17 protein-coding genes, 1 tRNA gene and 1 pseudogene are annotated in these 18,704 nt (G+C 45.1%); 12 read left to right on the forward strand and 7 right to left on the reverse strand.

The window, feature by feature from the left end; translation table 11 throughout:
• Positions 1-139: 139 nt before the first annotated feature.
• On the reverse strand, positions 140-658 hold the full coding sequence (gene ndk / locus GJU82_RS02835; RefSeq protein WP_228488538.1) for a nucleoside-diphosphate kinase: 519 nt from the start codon (positions 656-658) through the stop codon (positions 140-142).
• 267 nt (positions 659-925) lie between these two features.
• On the opposite strand from ndk, the gene GJU82_RS02840 reads away from it, so the two are divergent.
• The 3 genes from GJU82_RS02840 to GJU82_RS17345 all read left to right on the forward strand — a co-directional run bounded on the left by GJU82_RS02840 (position 926) and on the right by GJU82_RS17345 (position 3,799).
• Positions 926-1,975 carry a bifunctional oligoribonuclease/PAP phosphatase NrnA gene (locus tag GJU82_RS02840; RefSeq protein WP_153630767.1) on the forward strand — a complete coding sequence of 350 codons (1,050 nt, stop codon included), beginning with the start codon at positions 926-928 and terminating at the stop codon, positions 1,973-1,975.
• A gap of 128 nt (positions 1,976-2,103) precedes the next feature.
• Positions 2,104-2,652 carry an FKBP-type peptidyl-prolyl cis-trans isomerase gene (locus tag GJU82_RS02845; protein ID WP_153630768.1) on the forward strand — a complete coding sequence of 183 codons (549 nt, stop codon included), beginning with the start codon at positions 2,104-2,106 and terminating at the stop codon, positions 2,650-2,652.
• A 52-nt stretch (positions 2,653-2,704) separates the two neighbouring features.
• Positions 2,705-3,799: an NUDIX domain-containing protein gene (locus tag GJU82_RS17345; RefSeq protein WP_153630769.1), complete on the forward strand. Its 1,095-nt coding sequence runs from the start codon at positions 2,705-2,707 to the stop codon at positions 3,797-3,799.
• A 2-nt stretch (positions 3,800-3,801) separates the two neighbouring features.
• Here GJU82_RS17345 and GJU82_RS02855 read toward each other — a convergent pair whose 3' ends face one another.
• Both GJU82_RS02855 and GJU82_RS02860 read right to left on the reverse strand, forming a co-directional pair.
• A complete protein-coding gene (locus tag GJU82_RS02855; protein ID WP_153630770.1) occupies positions 3,802-4,092 on the reverse strand; it encodes a hypothetical protein in 291 nt (96 codons plus the stop codon).
• Positions 4,093-4,259: 167 nt separating this feature from the next.
• On the reverse strand, positions 4,260-5,144 hold the full coding sequence (locus tag GJU82_RS02860) for an SAM-dependent methyltransferase (RefSeq protein WP_228488539.1): 885 nt from the start codon (positions 5,142-5,144) through the stop codon (positions 4,260-4,262).
• Between the two features lie 68 nt (positions 5,145-5,212).
• Here GJU82_RS02860 and GJU82_RS02865 point away from each other — a divergent pair, with 68 nt between their 5' ends.
• Together GJU82_RS02865 and GJU82_RS02870 are read left to right on the forward strand one after the other, a co-directional pair.
• Positions 5,213-5,374 (forward strand): hypothetical protein, encoded by a 162-nt coding sequence (locus GJU82_RS02865; RefSeq protein WP_153630771.1) that lies wholly within the window; start codon positions 5,213-5,215, stop codon positions 5,372-5,374.
• 14 nt (positions 5,375-5,388) lie between these two features.
• Positions 5,389-6,153, forward strand: coding sequence for an MBL fold metallo-hydrolase (locus GJU82_RS02870; RefSeq protein ID WP_153630772.1), 765 nt, complete (start codon positions 5,389-5,391; stop codon positions 6,151-6,153).
• A 160-nt stretch (positions 6,154-6,313) separates the two neighbouring features.
• On the opposite strand, the gene GJU82_RS02875 is transcribed toward GJU82_RS02870, so the two are convergent.
• The 3 genes and pseudogenes from GJU82_RS02875 to GJU82_RS17855 form a co-directional block, all read right to left on the reverse strand.
• On the reverse strand, positions 6,314-7,645 hold the full coding sequence (locus tag GJU82_RS02875) for an acyloxyacyl hydrolase (protein ID WP_153630773.1): 1,332 nt from the start codon (positions 7,643-7,645) through the stop codon (positions 6,314-6,316).
• Positions 7,646-7,913: 268 nt separating this feature from the next.
• A complete protein-coding gene (gene rimK, locus GJU82_RS17850) occupies positions 7,914-8,807 on the reverse strand; it encodes a 30S ribosomal protein S6--L-glutamate ligase (RefSeq protein ID WP_373921447.1) in 894 nt (297 codons plus the stop codon).
• A 78-nt stretch (positions 8,808-8,885) separates the two neighbouring features.
• A pseudogene (locus tag GJU82_RS17855) lies at positions 8,886-9,296 on the reverse strand (ATP-dependent zinc protease); the annotation flags it as partial.
• Between the two features lie 269 nt (positions 9,297-9,565).
• On the opposite strand from GJU82_RS17855, the gene GJU82_RS02885 reads away from it, so the two are divergent.
• From GJU82_RS02885 to GJU82_RS02905, 5 genes are all read left to right on the forward strand, one after another.
• Positions 9,566-10,654, forward strand: coding sequence for a DUF2891 domain-containing protein (locus GJU82_RS02885; RefSeq protein WP_153630774.1), 1,089 nt, complete (start codon positions 9,566-9,568; stop codon positions 10,652-10,654).
• A gap of 197 nt (positions 10,655-10,851) precedes the next feature.
• Positions 10,852-11,562: a hypothetical protein gene (locus tag GJU82_RS02890; RefSeq protein WP_153630775.1), complete on the forward strand. Its 711-nt coding sequence runs from the start codon at positions 10,852-10,854 to the stop codon at positions 11,560-11,562.
• An 81-nt stretch (positions 11,563-11,643) separates the two neighbouring features.
• A tRNA-Arg gene (locus tag GJU82_RS02895) sits at positions 11,644-11,717 on the forward strand.
• A gap of 220 nt (positions 11,718-11,937) precedes the next feature.
• Positions 11,938-12,948, forward strand: a complete 1,011-nt coding sequence (locus GJU82_RS02900) for a tetratricopeptide repeat protein (protein ID WP_153630776.1) — start codon at positions 11,938-11,940, stop codon at positions 12,946-12,948.
• 53 nt (positions 12,949-13,001) lie between these two features.
• A complete protein-coding gene (locus GJU82_RS02905) occupies positions 13,002-13,145 on the forward strand; it encodes a hypothetical protein (RefSeq protein ID WP_153630777.1) in 144 nt (47 codons plus the stop codon).
• Between the two features lie 47 nt (positions 13,146-13,192).
• On the opposite strand, the gene GJU82_RS02910 is transcribed toward GJU82_RS02905, so the two are convergent.
• The gene (locus GJU82_RS02910; protein ID WP_153630778.1) at positions 13,193-14,203 is read right to left on the reverse strand and encodes a LacI family DNA-binding transcriptional regulator; all 1,011 of its coding nucleotides are present in this window, start codon (positions 14,201-14,203) and stop codon (positions 13,193-13,195) included.
• Positions 14,204-14,474: 271 nt separating this feature from the next.
• Here GJU82_RS02910 and GJU82_RS02915 point away from each other — a divergent pair, with 271 nt between their 5' ends.
• Both GJU82_RS02915 and gtfA read left to right on the forward strand, forming a co-directional pair.
• Positions 14,475-17,129 (forward strand): TonB-dependent receptor, encoded by a 2,655-nt coding sequence (locus GJU82_RS02915; RefSeq protein ID WP_153630779.1) that lies wholly within the window; start codon positions 14,475-14,477, stop codon positions 17,127-17,129.
• A gap of 111 nt (positions 17,130-17,240) precedes the next feature.
• Positions 17,241-18,704 (forward strand): sucrose phosphorylase, encoded by a 1,464-nt coding sequence (gene gtfA / locus GJU82_RS02920; protein ID WP_153630780.1) that lies wholly within the window; start codon positions 17,241-17,243, stop codon positions 18,702-18,704.

Genomic DNA, 18,704 nt, shown 5'->3' on the forward strand with positions numbered 1-18,704 from the left:
TAAGCGCCTCAATATAATGATTTTCTGTACAATGGGCAGAACACTTTGATGGGATTGATTTTCAGATGAATGATTATTGCAAAAGAAAAACCTGCCTCAATTGAAGCAGGTTTTATTTCATCCGAAAGGATTAACTATTTTATTGCGGGTAATCTTCCACTTCTTCATCGCAATGCCATTCTTCCGGGCAAAATCTTTCCGTTTCCGAGAAGAAAAAAGCAGCTTCTTTAACCGCATTTTCGTCACTGTCGGAACCATGAACAGCATTGTGCGAAAGCGACTCGGCAAATAATTTTCGTATGGTACCTTCGCTGGCTTTTCCCGGATCGGTGTTGCCGATGAGTTTCCGGAATTCAGCCACAGCATTGTCTTTCCTTAGGATGGCAGCCACGATGGGACCAGAAGACATGTAGTTGACTAGGCCATCGTAAAAGGGTTTTCCTCTGTGGACTTCATAAAATTTGGCGGCTTGCCTTGCCGATAATTTCGTTAATTTAAGCGCTTCCACTTTGAAACCATGTTCCGTAATCATGCCGAGAATGGGCCCCATCAGGTTACGGCGAACGGCTCCGGGTTTAATCATCGTTAGCGTTGTATTTCCAGCCATGTTGATAAATTTAGTTGCAAACAGAAACATCCGTTGGACCGATGAGTTCATCGGGGTTGTTTGTTTATAACGGATGGCAAACAGTATTTTTGTGCGAAAATCACATAGATTTCTCTTCAATCAAAATTAGGAAATTGAATAGACTGACCGCTAATAATTAGTTGCTGTTAAACATCGTATCAGTTTTTTCTGAAATTGGATCCGTCTCAGGCTTTATAATTTCTTCCGGTAAAGGGACAGGGAAATAATTAAAAATGTTCAGGTGCGAAACAACCAATATTCCTATCTTTGCATCTTACGTTTAAAAAGCGATCAATTTTGAGAAAATTATCCCCCGAAACTATAGCGAAAGTAAAAGAAGCGCTGAGTGAAAATGTCCGGAACATTGTTATCATACCACATGTGAATCCGGATGGTGATGCTGTTGGTTCAAGTTTGGGGTTGTGGCGGGTGCTGAAGAAAGCCGGATATGCACCAACGGTTATTTCGCCGACAGATTATCCTGCCTTTTTGAAGTGGGTGAACGGAACGGATGAAGTGAAGGTGTTCGAGCATGGACCCGCCGTTTGTGAAAAAATTATCAATCATGCCGATTTGTTTTTTTTGCTCGACTTTAACGCATCCGACAGGGCTGGTGATAAGTTAGGAGCACTTATTGAAAAGGTAACTAAACCCATTATCCTGATTGATCACCATCCCGATCCGGCTGACGTGACAGAATTGATGTTTTCGCATACCGAGGCCAGCTCAACCGCTGAATTGGTATACAGGTTTGTAGAAAGTCTGGATCTGGATAAATACCTCGACAAGGATGCGGCCGAAGCATTGTTCACCGGATTGGTTACCGACACCGGCTCTTTTAGTTACAATGCTTCATCTCCCGATATGTACGAAGTGGTTAGCAGGTTGTTGGAGAAAGGAGTCGATAAGGATCGAATTAATGACCGTGTTTACAACAACTTTTCAGCACAACGGATGCGGCTTTTAGGTTACAGTCTGGATAAAAAAATGAAAGTTCTTCCTGAATACCATGCAGCCTATATCTCATTGAGCAGGGAAGAACTGGAGCGCTACCATTTTGAGCCGGGTGATACAGAAGGTTTCGTCAATTATCCGCTCTCGATAAGTGATGTGATATTTACGGCCTTGTTTATGGAAAAGGACGATTTGGTGAAAATCTCTTTCCGCTCAAAAGGAGGTTTCCCAACGAACGAATTTTCCGATATGCATTTTAACGGCGGAGGTCATATAAACGCTTCCGGGGGAGAATCAAGGTTATCGCTCGCCGAAACCATTAAGAAGTTTGAAGAGTTGTTACCTGAGTTTTCTGCAAAACTAAAAGATGAGCACCGGAAACTCAGACAATGAATTCGGAAAAGGAATGGGCAAGGTGAACCGAATTTTAATAAATTAGCGCTGAAATTTCAAAAACGTCGGAGCATAAGGGTATTTGAAGGCCGGCACATGTAAGTTTGAATAGTTAACGTATAAAATATATGAAACGTAGGGGATTAAATTTTCTATTACTGGTTGTTGTGTTGGGTGTGGGGTTTGTTTCCTGCAGTAAGACAAGCCGCCAAAAAGCCAGGGAATTGGAAGTGGAATTACGGGATAAATACATAGCTAAGTATTATCCGGATGCACAACCAACCCCCTCAGGACTTTATGTCATCAAAGAACAAGATGCTCCGGCGGGTGCCGATTCGATTGCTTATGGTGATCAGGTAAAGGTATTTTATACCGGAAATTTGATTGAAGGTACAGATTCAACCGGAGTTCATGATGGTTATGTATTTGATACTTCTGGCAATTTTGAACCATTCACTTTTACAGTTGGCGCCGGCTCTGTAATTTCAGGCTGGGAAGAAGCCATCCTGCAGATGAAAGAAGGGGAAAAAGCGGTGTGGATTATTCCATCAACTCTGGGATATAGCGGAACACCTCAATCTGGTGTCCCCGCTTATTCGACGCTTGTGTTCCATGTCACGGTCCATAAAGTGATAAAGAACAGTTCCGATCCGGTGATAATCGAACGACAATTTTAAATACGGACCGCGGAACTTCACCGCGGTTTTTTTCAATCAATAAATTAGTGACGTGACGCGCACCGAGCTCATCAAAAAACTGTTGCCGGGTTTTATCCCGCTTTTTGTTTTTATCCTTGCGGATGAAATTTGGGGAACGCAGGTTGGTATTGCAGTAGCTGTAGGCGTCGGACTTATCGAATTAATAGCAACCGGAATCAAAGAGCGCCGGCTCGAAAAGTTTGTGCTTATTGATACGGCTTTGCTGGTGGTCCTTTCGCTGATTTCCATTCTGCTCGACAACGATATCTTCTTCAAACTGAAGCCCGCATTGATCGAACTGATTCTTTGTGCTGTTTTGGGTGTTTCGGCCTTTGGTAAATTGAATATCGTTCAGATGATGGCCGGGCGTTACATGAAGGATGTTTCGTTTAACGAGCAGCAAAAGGTGCAGATGCAGCGGAATCTCCGGAACATGTTTTGGATTTTCCTGGTGCATACCGGACTGATTGTTTTCGCTGCCTTTTACATGAGCGAAGCAGCCTGGGCGTTCATTAGCGGCGGGTTGTTTTACATTATTTTTGCTGTCTATTTTGTGATTGAATGGTTTCGCAACAAGCGCCACCAGGGAGAAACGCCGGTTGTTGCCGAAGACGAGGAATGGTTGCCGGTGGTTGATGAGGAAGGGAAAGTGATTGGGAAAGCACCCCGGCATGCTTGTCACAGCGGTCAAAAGATTTTGCATCCGGTTGTTCATCTTCATGTTGTTAATCCGAAGGGGCATATTTACCTGCAGAAAAGGCCGGAAAATAAATTGGTACAGCCCGGTAAATGGGATACCGCTGTTGGCGGTCATATTTCTTTCGGTGAATCTGTCGAAACAGCCTTGAAGCGCGAGGCATATGAGGAAATTGGTTTGACCGGTTTTCAGGCGCGCCCGGTGGCCAGTTACAAATGGGAGACCGAAGTTGAAGCCGAGCTGGTGTACAGTTACCTCTCATATGATTACAAGAAAATCCATTTGCATTCAGACGAAGTCACCGAAGGGAAATTCTGGAGTCGCGCTCAGATTGAGAAGAATCTTGGTAAAGATATATTTACACCTAACTTCGAGTTTGAGTTTAAAATGATGAATCAATTGCGTGACCAAAACAGCGCATTGGCTTAGTTTTATTCTTCTGGTAAAGAAAATGCTTTTTGACAAGCGGAAATAACTTCCTGCCTGGAGTTGAGCAACTGATTTTCTTGTTCTTTCGATACTCCAAAACGCAGACGAAGCCGGTTTCGAGATACTTTCCAGCTGCGAATCAATCGGTAAGCAAATATACCGCTCACCGGCATAGCGAAAAGATAGAGCGCTTTCCACCAGCCGGGAAATAGTCTTCCCATCGTCAACTGTCCTACCACATACATGGCTGAAAAGGCCAGCATTCCCAAAACAAAATAGAACGAACTCTGCATTTGGGAATCCTCTCCCTTCCGGTTACAGTTGCTTTCCTGTAAAACAGCCGATGTGACGTTTTTACCAGTGCGCGAACGAAATCATATGCGATGGAGTAGCGATAAATCTTGCTCATAAAATTGAGAAACGATTGTCGTTAATATCTGTCGGGCCACAGCGGGCTAAATTAGTCTTTATGAAGGAGAAAGATGGCTGGCCGTTTGTGCAATTCAGGCACTCCTTTTTTCCATTCCGAAATGGTTTGCGTCCGGATGTATTCACTTTCCAGCGTAATGTCAGCAGCGATGCAAAGCCGTGTTTGGTCGTGGCAGGCCTGCAAAATATCTTCGAGCAGTTTCATGTTGCGGTAAGGGGCCTCGATGAAAATCTGTGTTTGGTGTTCATTTGCCGAACGGCGCTCTAAATCTTTAATGGCTCGTTGCCGTTCTCCTTTCGGGATGGGGAGATAACCCACAAAGGCGAAGTTCTGCCCGTTCATCCCGGAAGCCATCAGCGAAAGCAGGATAGATGAAGGCCCGACCATGGGAATGACGCGAATGTCTTTCTCATGAGCCAGTTTAACTACCTCAGCACCGGGATCGGCCACCCCGGGACAACCGGCTTCCGATATAATGCCGGTATCGTTTCCGTTTAAAACGGGATATAGGAAACGTTCTAACTGTTTCCGGTCGGTATGTTTGTTCAGTTCCATAAACTCCAGCGCATCAATGTCGATATCGCGATCCAGCATTTTCAGATAGCGGCGTGCCGTACGAACGTTTTCAACGATAAAATAACGAAGAGACCGCACGGTTTCAACGAGCGTGGCGGGAACGACATTGCCGGGCCCGGTGTCGCCAAGCGTCGTTGGTATGAGGTAGAGATTTGCTATTTTTCCCATCTGAGCAAAGGTAGCGAAAAACAATATTTTTGCCGGCTGGTTTGATGCAATTTGACTAACCGGGGATTCGCCTTGGTTATTTATACCGTTATCGGTTCCAACCAGGATGTTTTTCTTACCGGCCCAATGTTGCGCCGTGGTTACTTTTTTTGCTACTTTTGGAATCAGCATCGCGGCGGATTCGGCGCTAAAACGCTGGCTGGGCAAAGGGATTGAATGCCCCCGGGCAAATAAGCGGCATGTTGCCGGCTTTGTTGAAGATTAACGGATTTGCCCTAGCCGTAAGCCTGACATTGCTGCCGCCACGGGGCGGAGTCCCTCCGGCTGCGATGGGGATGATGATGGTACCGTACCTGATGTACCTGTCATCCTGCTACCGCGAAAAGCCGGAAGGAGCGTAAAAAGAAAACTCAACATGAAAATAACATTACTTGGGACCGGGACTTCGCAGGGAGTACCGGTGATTGCATGCAATTGTGAAGTGTGCCGTTCGACTGATTCACGGGATAAACGACTGAGGAGTTCTGTCATGATTGAAGACAAGGGAACTTGTGTGGTAATTGATGCCGGTCCCGACTTCCGGCAGCAAATGCTACGTGAAAAGGTCCATAACATCGATGCTATTTTGCTGACGCATGAACACGCCGACCATATTTTCGGACTGGATGATATTCGCAGTTTCAACTGGGTTCGAAAAGCGCCGATGGATATTTATTGCGAAGCTCGTGTTGATAAGAACTTACGGATCATCTTTGACTATGTTTTCAGCGAAGAAAAATATCCTGGCATTCCGCAAATGAACCTGGTTCCTATCAATGGCGATGCTCTGAGTATTGGGGCTTTGGATATCGTTCCGGTCCGTGTTTTTCATCACCGGTTGCCGGTTTATGGTTTTCGTGTGGGGAAATTTGCCTACCTCACTGATTTCAGTACGATTGCTGACGAAGAACTGGAAAAACTGGAAGGGGTAGAAGTCCTGGTCATAGATGCCTTGCGGAAAGAACCGCACATTTCGCACCTGAGCCTGGGCGAAGCCATTGATATCGTCGGGAAAATTCATCCGCGCAAAGCGTACATCACACACATCAGTCACCAAATGGGCCTGCACAGCGAAGTGAAGAAAGAGTTGCCGGAAGGAGTGGAGCTGGGGTTCGACGGAGAGGTGCTGGAAATCGATTGATGTTATCGATTGTTTGTTCGCTTTATCCGGATGATATAATTCTTCAGAATTGGCGTAGCAATTCCCCTCACAAAGTAGAAGACCACCAGGATGGCGATACCCCAACAAAGTATGACTATCAGCCTGCCTGTCTGTATTATTCTTCCCGTTAAGGGAAAAATCAGCGGTGTAAGCGGGGATATTTGTTATGAAAACGGAAACCAATGCCCAGCATCAGGTAGTTGGGCTCATGAAAGTCTTTCAGATTGTATCCAATATGAATAAATGAGCTGCGGGTAACAGCAATTTTTAGTGCCAGCAACTGGTAAAACGATTTGAGGTCACCCACATTGTTCAGTACATTCACGCCTGTACCCAGGTTAATGGAGAAGTAGGGCATTACATACTCAACCCGTCCGGAAATTCCCACCGACCATTGCCGGTCAAAGGGGGGAGTGATGAATGCGAACACTTGAGACGGCGGCTCGGGACGGGACAATGAAGCTCCGGACCATGAGTTGTTGGTGACATCTACAGTATAGATATTGGCGCTGCCATCGTACACACCGTCGACCGACAGCCCGGCCCTGAGTTTGTATCCGAAATTGTACATGGGGGCAAAACTAAAGCCCAGTACAGTGTATTTATATGGTGCGAGAACCTGTATCTCACCGGCTGCCACCCCTTTCCAGCGCCATGAGCCGAAAAAAACCAAATCATAACTAACATGGCGTGGAAATGAAGGAACAAGCGGTCGATATGTTCCCGGAAGAGAAGGAGAATGAGCCCCGTTTACACGATAGATCAGTCCCGTTTTCAATCCCGTGGTATTCAGTCCGGCGTTGGGATACTTTGTGTTTGCGTTGGAAAAATGAGTGAATGAGACCCCGCCGATCAGATCGAATTTTGGAGAAAGCATCCAGTTTAAGTACACGCCGCCATTGATGTAAGCATTGAGTTTTGAGCCAATCACGGTGTTGTACGGATTGTTTTCCCTGTTGTAAGGTTGCCACCCGAACGATAATCCGAAATTCCATTCATAATTAAGCGAGAGCCTCCGGGTGAACTGGCTTATCTGCGCTCCCTGAAACAGGTATAGTGCCGCCGGGTTTCCCAAATACGTTTTATCGCCAAAGGTGTACAAGGAGAGTCCGACTCCCTGGTAGGGTTTTCCGTAAATCTGGCTGAAAGCCGAGCGGGGATCGAATCGGAATGAATATTTCAGATGTGCCGAGAACGATTTTTTGTAGGGTTGGCCGCTCACATTTTCACCATTCAGAAAAGAATTGGTTGGTAAAATGCAATTCGGATCAATTTCGACGCCAATTTGGTGGAGAAGGCTATGTGGTTTTTGGGGAACGTTGCGAAAGCGAGCGGTCGTATCGGCTTTGCAAGCCGGGACGGTATTGTAGGTTGCCCCTTCGGCCCAAACAACATCAGAAATGAAAAGAATGATGCCGGAGAGAGCTATTTTCTTCCACCAGTTTATTTTATGCGTTATACACCGTCTCATGTCTGCTGTTTACAGTTGACTGTCGACGGCTTTGTGATCTTAATGCGTCCAATCAGTCCATTTAGTCATTTTTAATGATATAATATGTAAAACGCAAAAATAAGCTATCATTCTTTGACAGAGGAATAATATGAACTCAAATTTGTTAAAAAATCACAATTATTTTTTGAACAACTCGACAACGTCAGGTGTCTGAGATGATAAACAGATGATAAAGGGATGTCATATCACGTCCGCATGGCATCCGTTCCTGTTTATACCCGGACGGTTACCTTTCCGTTTTCCAGCCCACGTGTTTTTCAATGGCGGCAATCATTTTCCCGGCCACGTCCTTGTTGGTTGCCGATTCGATACCTTCCAGTCCGGGCGACGAATTGATTTCCAATAATAATGGTCCCTTTGCCGAACGAATGATATCCACGCCTGCTACTTTCAGGTTCATGGTTTTGGCTGCTTTGATGGCGATGCGCTTTTCTTCAGGCGTTACTTTTACCACTGAAGCTGTTCCGCCCTGGTGCAGGTTGGCCCGGAACTCGCCTGGCGCTGCTTCCCGTTGAATGGAGGCCACTACTTTGCCATCGATCACAAAGCAGCGGATATCTTTCCCATTGGCTTCCTTGACAAACTCCTGCACGAGGATGTTGGCATGTAGGCTCTTGAATGCATTGATGACGCTCTCGGCAGCCTTCTTCGTCTCGGTAAGAACGACTCCTTTGCCCTGCGTTCCCTCCAGCAATTTCACAATCAGTGGCGAGCCGCCTACCATTTTAATCAAATCGGATGTGTCGAGCGGTGAATTGGCAAAACCTGTGGTAGGAATCTCCAAACCGTTTTGCAACAGCAACTGCAGCGAGAAAAGCTTATCGCGCGACTGGCTGATAGCTGACGCCGAATTGAGCGTAAAAATCTTCAACGCTTCGAACTGCCTCGTCAAAGCACATCCATAGAAAGTCTGGCTGGGGCGGATACGCGGAATAACGGCATCCAAATCATTCAAAATCCGTCCTCCGCGGTAGTGAATTTCCGGGTTGGTAGCATCCAGCTTCATATAACAATGCCGGATATTCAGGAAGTGCATTTCATGGCCGCGTGATTCGCCCGCTTCCAGGATACGCTGGTTGCTGTACAGGTTTGGGTCGGAAGCCAGCAGTCCGATTTTCAGTCCCTGCCGTGCTGGTTGGTTGGGCTGGTACAGTTCATTCAAATGGGCTGTCGATTTTTGTCCGAACAGAAAACGAGCCTCCGGGTCAACGAGCATACGGCCACTCATAGCTTCCCGTCCCAACAACATGCGATATCCCATCGAATCGCGGTTGGCCAGCGTCAGTTCAATCTCCCACGAAGCTTCGCCCAAAGCGACCGTTGTCTTGATAACATAGCGTCGTTCGCTTATACCGCTCGAACTCTTCACGGTCCGGCGGTCAATAATTTCGGCTTCACAATGCACCGACGTTTTTCCATCATTCTGAATGGGGGGAATGTCAAAATTGACCCACGGCACACCTTCTTTTTTGAAAGGCTGAATATTGATAGCGTGAATGGAGGAAGTTTTAGCACCGGAATCAACCCGGGCTTTAATAGCAGGAATGTTTAAATCCGGAAGGGAACACCACTCTTCGCTTCCGACAATGATCTTGTTTTCGTTTATCATGTTAAATATTCATGCGATATTCAATTCTTCTTATCTGAGTGTAGTTAAATATCGCTCTTCACCTGATTGATAACTTGTTTTTTACAGCCGTTTCGTAACGGTAAATTAGCGGGTGCAAATAAATCTTTTTTTTGGATTAAATATGGTGTTTTACTTTAACGCTGTGATAAAAAAGTTTAATTTTTCCGCATCTTTATCTCTTCTCTCGTGAAAAGGAAGTCCGATAGCCAGACGATTCAATTTATTTAACCGACATAAAGCTATTGATTATGAGAAAAATAATTTTACTCCTGCTGTTTCCGGCAAGTTTTATCTACCCGGCAAGCGGACAAACGCCGGTGATCCCGGAGTTAACCCCGGGAAAAGCCGCTCAATTTGCCGACCTGGTATTGAAGAATGCCGATAAAATTTACCCGAATAAAATCAGTCATACCATGAACGGGCCCCAGGATGCACAAACACCTAACCGGTTGCATCCGGCTTTTTACGGTTGTTTCGACTGGCACTCGGCCGTGCACGGACATTGGTTGTTGGTCCGTTTGTTGAAAATGTATCCCAATTTACCTCAGCGGAAACAGGTTATCGATGTGCTGAGCCGGCATTTTACCCCGGAAAATATACAAACCGAGATAGCCTATTTTCAGGCTCCCGGACGCGAAAGTTTCGAGCGGCCTTACGGATGGGGCTGGTTGCTCAAGCTTCAGGCAGAGTTATTGACCTGGGATGAGCCAAACGGAAAACAGTGGGCGAAGGCACTGGCTCCGCTGGCAGATGAAATCGTTCAGCGATATTATTTTTACCTGCCGGGATTGTATTATCCCATCCGGAGGGGTGTCCATGAAAATACAGCGTTGGGGCTGCTGCTGGCACTCGATTATGCCAAAGTAACCCGGGATTCGACATTTGGGAACTTACTGAAAGAAAGAGCGCTGTTTTATTATGGCGACGATAAAAACATTCCGGGAGGGTGGGAGCCGGGAGGAGACGATTTTCTTTCGCCATCGCTCATCGAAGCGGATTTGATGTTGCGCGTTCTCGACAGGGAAGCATTTCAGGATTGGTTCAGATATTTTATGCCACGCATACCGGAATCGCTGCAAAAACCAGCAGTTGTGAGTGATCGGCAGGATCCGAAAGGTGTTCATCTTGATGGACTGAACCTTAGCCGGGCATGGTGCATGTTCGATATTGCCAAAACATTTCCTCCGGAAAGTGTAATGGCCAGGCAGTTGATTCAATTGGCGCACCAACATGCTGCCGATGCCTTGCCACATGTGTTGTCGGAAAACTATGTTGGTTCACACTGGTTGGCCACTTTTGCTGTTTACATGTACGATTCGATGGGAAATAAGGATTAGGCTGATTATTCCAGGAGAAGTTTTCTGATAATAAGCAAATGTCCGGATATGTTTTTGAAACTAATATTTTGAACCGACCGAATGTTGAAATCTGTTACATTTGCCAAAACAAAATTAATAAATCCAAACATGTTTAGCCGAAGCAGGAACGCTGTACCTGCTTTTCGTGTGTCGATTGATAATAAAATAAAAACCGTATGAATCTTTATTTGCCCGAGAATTACAAGCCACTTCTTGATTTGAAGAATACGGAGAAGGCCATCAAGTTTATGAAGGATTTTTTCCAGGAGAACCTATCGGCAGAACTGAGATTAAGAAGGGTAACTGCTCCGCTTTTCGTTTTGAAAGGAACTGGTGTGAATGACGACCTGAACGGCGTTGAACGCCCTGTTTCTTTTCCGGTAAAGGAATTCGATGATCAAGAGGCTGAAGTCGTTCAGTCGCTGGCCAAATGGAAACGGATGATGTTGGCTAAATACGGCATTCCGGTAGGGTATGGTATCTATACCGATATGAATGCCATCCGGGCCGATGAAGAGCTTTCAAATATTCATTCGCTATACGTCGATCAGTGGGACTGGGAAAAGGTAATCACTTCCGGCCAGCGTACATTGAATTTTCTGAAAAAAGTGGTTCGGCAGATTTATTCTGTATTGTTGCGGACCGAGTTTATGGTGTACGAAAACTATCCGAAGCTGAAACTGACAGGTACGGAAGAGCGGAAACAATTGTTATTTCATAAGAAGTTGCTAAAAGGGGAATTGCCACTTTCCATTGGTGGAGGCATCGGACAATCACGGTTGTGCATGTATTTCCTCCGAAAAGCCCATATCGGTGAGGTGCAAGCCAGTTTGTGGCCGGAAGATATGGTGCAGCAATGTGCCGGGCATAATATTGTATTGGTTTAATGAATAAAATCAGGCAAAAAGGCCCCGTTTTCGTTTAGGAAACGGGGATATTTTATATATTTGCACCGCTAAATAAAGGATGGTCTGGTAGCTCAACTGGATAGAGCAGCAGCCTTCTAAGCTGCCGGTTGCGGGTTCGAGTCCCGCCTGGATCACAGAAAAGTCGGAGTTGTTTAACTCGGACTTTTTTTTTCTATTTTTATAAACTATCATACCATATTATTCTATTTCCATTTGCAGAAGAAGCAGCATTGGTTGTCAGTGAATGAGTTAGGATAAATAAAAAAACCTGAAAACTAAACAATAAAACTTTCAAATAAACGTAATATCTTTGAAAGAAAAGAAATTCCTTCTTCGCCGAAAAACCGCGTGATTATGAAAAAATATCAGTTCAGAATAAGTCTCATTATTTTACTTCTTGGGGCAAGTGGGTTAGTAGAAGCTCAGGATGTCGATATTGCACAACTTCAGCATAAAGCTGTTTCCAATGATCCGGTAGCCCAATTTACGCTGGCAACGTACTACGAAGCAGGCCATGGAATAACCCGAAACCCTAAAGCTGCGAGGTATTGGTATTTCAAATCGGCAGAGGGAGAATATGAAAAGGCAGAATACCGGTTAAGTCAATTATATCAATTCGGAAAACTGGGCCTTTCGCAAAATGTTGATAGTTCGCGATACTGGCAAAAGAAGGCCGGATATGACGGAAACCTGGATGCACAAAAGGAGTTATATCATCATTTCGACAAAGAACAGCCTGAAAGAGAAGCTGCTCTTTACTGGATGAGGAGATGTGCCCAAAACGGAGACAGCGTGTACATGTATTTGTTGGCCAAAGCTTATGCTGATAAGGAATTTGGTGAGAAAGACGCAGATACCCAATCATATGACTGGTATGAGAAATCTGCTGAGGCTGGATATCGGTTGGCGCAAACTGAGATGGGAAATATCTACCTGATGGGTATCGGTCGGGAAAAAGACTATGGACAGGCCATGGATTGGTTCAAGAAAGCAGCTGCACAAAATGAACATGCTGCATTGTACAATATTGGTACCATGTATGAAAAAGGGCAGGGCGTGGAGAAGAATCACAGAAGAGCGCTTAGTTATTATAAGAAAGCCAGTGAAAATGGAGACGTGGTGGCCAAATTTTATATCGCTATGAATTATGTGCTGGGCGATGTTGCACGGAGAAATCTTAAACTGGCGGCTAAGTATTTCAACGAATATTACGGCGAAGCCAAGAGTGAATTCCTGAAAAGTGAAACGTTAAAATATTGGAAACGCTATAAGCTGGATGACTTTTTGGATAAAAACGAAGAGCGTAACATTAATAACAAAAAAGAAAAAAGGGCTGACAACCCTCGGAAGACATTACTGTTTTGACATCCTAAGCCTGGATGTAAAAAAACTGATTGACACATTAAACGAAGCATTGAGTGAAGAGTGCCATTCTGAATGAAGCATTGGAACACGAGCAGGAAATTGAAGACTGGCTGGCCGAATTGGAAAGAATGAAACAAGATTTCCTCAAGTTATGTATAAACATTTCGACCTCGCCGGCAGCGTTAAAAGGCAAATAGAGTGGGGATTTCAGTAGAAGTGAAGAAAAATCGATTGTGAAATCAAATCAGGTTGACCCCCTGATGACCATTTTAGTGGTAATGTTGTGAATTTCGGGCGTTATCATCAAGCTATGTTCCGCCTGGATACGGCTAAACAACACTTCAGTGGCCATTTTACCAATCTCAAAGCCCATTGGTTGAATGGTTGATAGTGGCGGATTATACATCGTACTAAATGGTTCTTCACAGAAGCCAATGACGGCAATATCATTTGGGATTTGGAGTTGGTTTGCGTAGATGGATTTCATTATGCCCGTCATGGTCAGATCACTAATGGCAAAAATTCCATCGGGTGGCGTATCCTGATTCAATAACTGATGGGTTGCATTCTCCACTTCAACAATTGACTGTCCGGAAATAATGTATTCGTCGTTAATTTCCATTCCGGCTTCATGCAAAGCCATCTTGTATCCTTTCAGCCTGTTTTTACTGATTAGCAGATTGGGGTGACCAATACAAATGGCAATACGCTTTCTTCCGGTTTTCAGTAAGTGTTTTACTCCGTCGTAGGTTCCGCGGATGTCATCCACCAGAACCATATCAGCTTTTATGTCTTCGGGAACACGGTCGAAGAATACAATGGGGATATCAAGGCCAATCACATTTTTGAAATGGCTGAAATCTTCCGTTTTCCGGGAAACCGAAGCCAGAATACCTTCCACGTTATTGGCCAGCATGGTATCAATGCTGTTGACTTCCCGATCGTATGATTCATTTGATTGGAGAATCATCAGCTGGTAGCCGTGCTGATGCACAATTTCTTCGATGCCCTCGATAACCGACGGGAAAAAGAAGTAGGAGATATTGGGAACCAGCAAACCAATCATCCGGCTTTTGTGGTGGCGCAGCGAAATGGCCACATGGTTGGGTTTGTAGTGCAGCCTTTCAGCGATTTCCTTAACGGCTCGTTTGGTTTCAGGGCTAATGTCAGGGTGGTCTTTCAGTGCCCTGCTGACCGTTGATTTGGATAATCCCAGGAGTTGTGCGATGTCTTTGATCGTAATACTCTGATTCATGCTTGGTTTAGATGATGATATTCCAAAGGTAGAAATTTCTTCCAGTATTAACTCTTTGTAACATAAATGTTAAAGAACAATAAAAAAGTTATCAACCGCAACCGGTTGCGAAACCGGTTGAAATGAAAAACGGGCTTCAACTACCTGTAAATCTATTGTTTTTGGAAAATTGGGAATGTAGATTTGTTATATGATTGGTGCAAATGGAAACATGTTTTCGAGAAATTTCGGATTGAAAATTTGTATTTGAAATCACATAAATCCAAAAACTATGAAACGGAAATTAATGCAGCTCACCCTGATGCTGCTAATGGTCCCTGTTATCTCATTTGCACAGGGAACTGGAATCATTAAAGGGAAAATCACCGACAAAAAGACCGGTGAGCCGCTGGTGGGCGCCAGTGTTTTAATTAAAGGTACTTACACCGGAACAATTACCGATGCGAACGGTGAATACCAACTTACCAAAGTAATGGCCGGAAGTTATGACCTCGTGGCTCAGTTTATCAGTTACAGCAAAGAGCAGAAGAGCATTACTGTTGCTGATGGAAAAACGGCAAGTGTTGATTTTGCTTTATCGCAGGACCTTATCGGCTTGGATCAGGTGGTTGTAACCGGTGTGGTAAATCCTAAATCTGCCATCAACTCAAGTGTTTCGTTGACGAGTCTGAAACCAAAGGCGATGGAGCAGTTTAGCGCCACCACAACTGCTGAATTATTCAAGAATATTCCGGGTGTGCACTCCGAATCAACCGGAGGTGAAGGAAACGCCAACATTTCGGTTCGTGGTGTACCGATTTCAACCGGAGGTGCAAAATTCCTGCAACTTCAGGAAGACGGTATGCCGGTGATGCAATTTGGTGATATTTCTTTTGGTAACGCCGACATTTTCCTGCGCGCCGATCAAACTGTTGCCCGTATCGAGGCGCTGAAAGGCGGCAGTGCATCGACACTTGCCAGCAATTCGCCAGCCGGTATCATCAACTTCATCAGCAAAACTGGTGTAAAAAAGGGTGGAAGCATCGGAACAACTGTTGGCATTGATTACCAATCTTTTCGTACCGATTTTGATTACGGGGCACCGATTGGTGATGGGCTCCGTTTTAATATTGGTGGTTTCTACCGCGAAGGTGTAGGGCCGCGTAAAGCTGGATTTACAGCCAATAAAGGTGGTCAGATTAAAGCTAATTTCACCAAGGAGTTTGATAAAGGCTTTGTTCGGTTATACCTGAAGCACCTGAACGATCGTGCTATTTCGTACATGCCTATGCCGGTAATGGTAACTGGTACCGGTTCGAATCCTACTTACAAATCCATTCCCGGGTTTGATGTGAAACACGATGCCTTGCAAAGCCCTTACTTCCTTCATCAGTTGTCTGTTGATGCCAACGGAAACAGTAAGTCGTTTAATATGGCCGATGGAATGCATCCAATTTCTGATGCTGTAGGAGCTGAATTTAATTTCGATCTGGGTAACGGTTGGATGGTTCACGACAGAGGACAGTTGGCGTTCAACCATGGTTCATTCAACTCGCCTTTCCCGGTAAGCATTAAGCCAGCTGACGAAATGGCTACCAGTTTAGCAGGTGCCGGCGCGACATTGAGTTATGCAAACGGTGCCAATGCCGGTACGCCCCTGACACAGTCACAGCTCTCCAATCTGAATGGAAACGGCTTGTTGATGCTGTTGCACACGTTCGATGTGGAAATGAACAACCTGAACAATTTCACCAACGATATACATATCTCGAAACAGCTGGACAACTTCCACGTAACTGCTGGTTATTATCACGCTTCGCAGCGTATTGCGATGACCTGGTTGTGGCAAACATATCTGACCGATGTTCAGAATCAGCCGCGACTGATGAATGTTGCCAGCGCTAATAATTCATACTACAGCGAGGGCGGTCTAACGGCACATGGCGTTCCGGCATGGGGTAACTGCTGTACTGAAGGATACGATATGACTTATACCATCGATGCACCGTATGCCAACATGGGTGTAGACGTAACTGATAAGTTGAATGTTGATGCAAGTGTTCGTTACGACATAGGCGAGGCCTTTGGTTATTACCTTGGTAATGAGCAGGCACAGGTTGATGTGAACAAAGACGGTAATATTTCGCCGGTAGAACAGAGCGTGACCATTCTGGACAACTCGAATCCGCATCCGGTAGATTATTCATTTGATTATGTGTCTTATTCGGTTGGTGCCAACTATAAATTCGATGCACACAAGGCTGTGTTTGCCCGTTACAGCAAAGGAGGGCGCGCCAATGCCGACCGGTTGTTGTACACCCCGTTTATTACCGCTGCAGGTAAAACGGTTAAAGGCTTGAGTAACGATGCTATCAAGCAAGCTGAATTAGGATTCAAATACAACTCACCAGTGGCCGGTATCTTCCTGACCGGATTTTATAACCACGTGGATGAGCAAAATACGGAATTCAACAAGATTATCAATAACAAGTACAAATCTTATGGCGCTGAACTGGAAATGGTTATCCGAACCGGAAACCTGAATATCAATTCAGGTGGTACGTTCACCAAAGCAGAAATCACGAAGAGTCTTACTGCTGATAACGTAGGTAATACACCACGCCGTGTTCCGACTCTGATGTACAACATCAGTCCGTCGTACACCATCGGAAAAGGTGCCCTGGGAATGAGCCTGGTCGGAACAACCAAGGTATATTCGCAAGATGATAACTCTGTTGTGTTACCCGGGTTTGCATATGTGAATGCATTTGCAAACTACGCTATCACGAAAGGATTATCGTTGCGGGTAAATGTGAATAATTTAACCAATACACTTGGTTTTACCGAAATGGAAGCGGATCCTTTTACCAATAATTCAGTCAATTACATGCGTGCGCGGCCGATTACCGGACGAGCAACAACAATGACCGTTACCTATTCATTCTGATGTAATGAGGGATTACTTGAAATTGCATAGGTAAGTTTGGAAAGGAGGGAAGGATGGCGTTTGTTTTTCTTCCCTCCAAAACCAACGCGAATTGAGATTGAATACCCTGATATGGAGAACAAAGTACAGCTGATTACGTATATTGACCGGTTCAGTTGCCGGAATATAAATGAACTACATCAACAATTACTTCGGGAAGAGTTGAAGCCGCTATTCAGCGGAGTTCATTTGTTACCGTTTTTTTATCCCATCGATAGGGCAGATGCCGGCTTCGATCCCATCGATCACCGAAAGGTGGATCCCCGATTGGGAACCTGGGAGGATATCAAAGCGTTGAGCCGGGATGTTGATGTAATGGCCGACTTAATTGTGAACCATGTTTCCGCTGAATCGCAACAGTTTCTCGATTATTTGGAAAAAGGGGAGAAATCGCCTTATGCGGATATGTTTCTTACCTACCGGAAGATTTTCCCACAAGGGGCTACCGATGAGGATTTATTGAAAATTTACCGGCCACGCCCTGGTTTTCCATTCTCCCGTTTTCAGTTTAAAGATGGCGCCGAACGGTTTGTCTGGACAACATTTACCAGCAACCAGATTGATATAGATGTCAACAGCGAGCCAGGCAAAGCTTATCTGGAAAGTATTCTCGATACCTTCCAGGAAGCAGGTATCCGCATGATCCGTCTCGATGCTGCAGGATATGCCATCAAGCTGCCGGGAACATCCTGCTTTATGATTGACAAAACGTTTGAGTTTATCGAATCGCTGACGCAGAAGGCGCGTAAGCGGGGGATGAACGTATTGGTGGAAATTCATTCCCATTACAAAACACAAATCAGTATAGCAGAGAAGGTCGATTATATTTATGACTTTGCCCTACCGGTGCTGGTGCTCGATACACTGTTTCATAAAAATGCAGCCAATCTGAAAAAGTGGTTGCGGATGAGTCCGCGAAATGCTTTTACCGTGCTGGACACACATGACGGAATCGGTATTGTGGATGTAGCCTCGGAACAGGGAGAGCCAGGCCTGATTGACGACCAAGACATTGACCATATTGTCCGGAAAATTCATGAGAATTCCGGGGAACAAAGCAAAAAAGCCACGGGCGCTGCTGCTTCCAATCTCGATTTATACCAGGTTAACTGTACCTACTTTAATGCGATGGGATGCGATGAAAACAGTTACCTCATCGCCCGCGCCATTCAATTCTTTTCACCCGGGATCCCACAAGTTTATTATATGGGACTGTTCGCGGGATGCAACGACATGAAACTTCTTGAAAAAACAAATGTTGGCAGGGATATCAACCGGCATTATTACACAGCGAACGAAGTGGACGAGTCGTTGCAAAAACCTATTGTAAAAAATCTGAGGAAGCTGATTGAATTCCGCAATACCCATCCTGCTTTCAATGGGGAATTTGAAATTGTGGAAGGGGGAAACGATGAATTGAAATTGCGCTGGAGTAAAGGGGACGACTTCACGCAATTATTGGTCGAACTGAACAATATGCAAATGTCAATCAACTATTCCTCTCCCAACGGAGAACAAAATCTGGACCTTATATAA

It is taken from the genome of Prolixibacter sp. SD074, from assembly GCF_009617895.1.
Classification (GTDB): domain Bacteria; phylum Bacteroidota; class Bacteroidia; order Bacteroidales; family Prolixibacteraceae; genus Prolixibacter.

Excerpts from the sequence above, each read along its gene's own strand:
- GJU82_RS02855 (WP_153630770.1), bottom strand. The coding sequence starts at position 4,092 with ATGCAGAGTTCGTTCTATTTTGTTTTGGGAATGCTGGCCTTTTCAGCC.
- GJU82_RS02845 (WP_153630768.1), top strand. The coding sequence starts at position 2,104 with ATGAAACGTAGGGGATTAAATTTTCTATTACTGGTTGTTGTGTTGGGT.
- ndk (WP_228488538.1), bottom strand. The coding sequence starts at position 658 with ATGAACTCATCGGTCCAACGGATGTTTCTGTTTGCAACTAAATTTATC.
- GJU82_RS02860 (WP_228488539.1), bottom strand. The coding sequence starts at position 5,144 with ATGCTGATTCCAAAAGTAGCAAAAAAAGTAACCACGGCGCAACATTGG.
- gtfA (WP_153630780.1), top strand. The coding sequence starts at position 17,241 with ATGGAGAACAAAGTACAGCTGATTACGTATATTGACCGGTTCAGTTGC.
- GJU82_RS02865 (WP_153630771.1), top strand. The coding sequence starts at position 5,213 with ATGTTGCCGGCTTTGTTGAAGATTAACGGATTTGCCCTAGCCGTAAGC.
- GJU82_RS02915 (WP_153630779.1), top strand. The coding sequence starts at position 14,475 with ATGAAACGGAAATTAATGCAGCTCACCCTGATGCTGCTAATGGTCCCT.
- GJU82_RS02900 (WP_153630776.1), top strand. The coding sequence starts at position 11,938 with ATGAAAAAATATCAGTTCAGAATAAGTCTCATTATTTTACTTCTTGGG.
- GJU82_RS02890 (WP_153630775.1), top strand. The coding sequence starts at position 10,852 with ATGAATCTTTATTTGCCCGAGAATTACAAGCCACTTCTTGATTTGAAG.
- GJU82_RS02870 (WP_153630772.1), top strand. The coding sequence starts at position 5,389 with ATGAAAATAACATTACTTGGGACCGGGACTTCGCAGGGAGTACCGGTG.
- GJU82_RS02875 (WP_153630773.1), bottom strand. The coding sequence starts at position 7,645 with ATGAGACGGTGTATAACGCATAAAATAAACTGGTGGAAGAAAATAGCT.
- GJU82_RS02910 (WP_153630778.1), bottom strand. The coding sequence starts at position 14,203 with ATGAATCAGAGTATTACGATCAAAGACATCGCACAACTCCTGGGATTA.
- GJU82_RS02885 (WP_153630774.1), top strand. The coding sequence starts at position 9,566 with ATGAGAAAAATAATTTTACTCCTGCTGTTTCCGGCAAGTTTTATCTAC.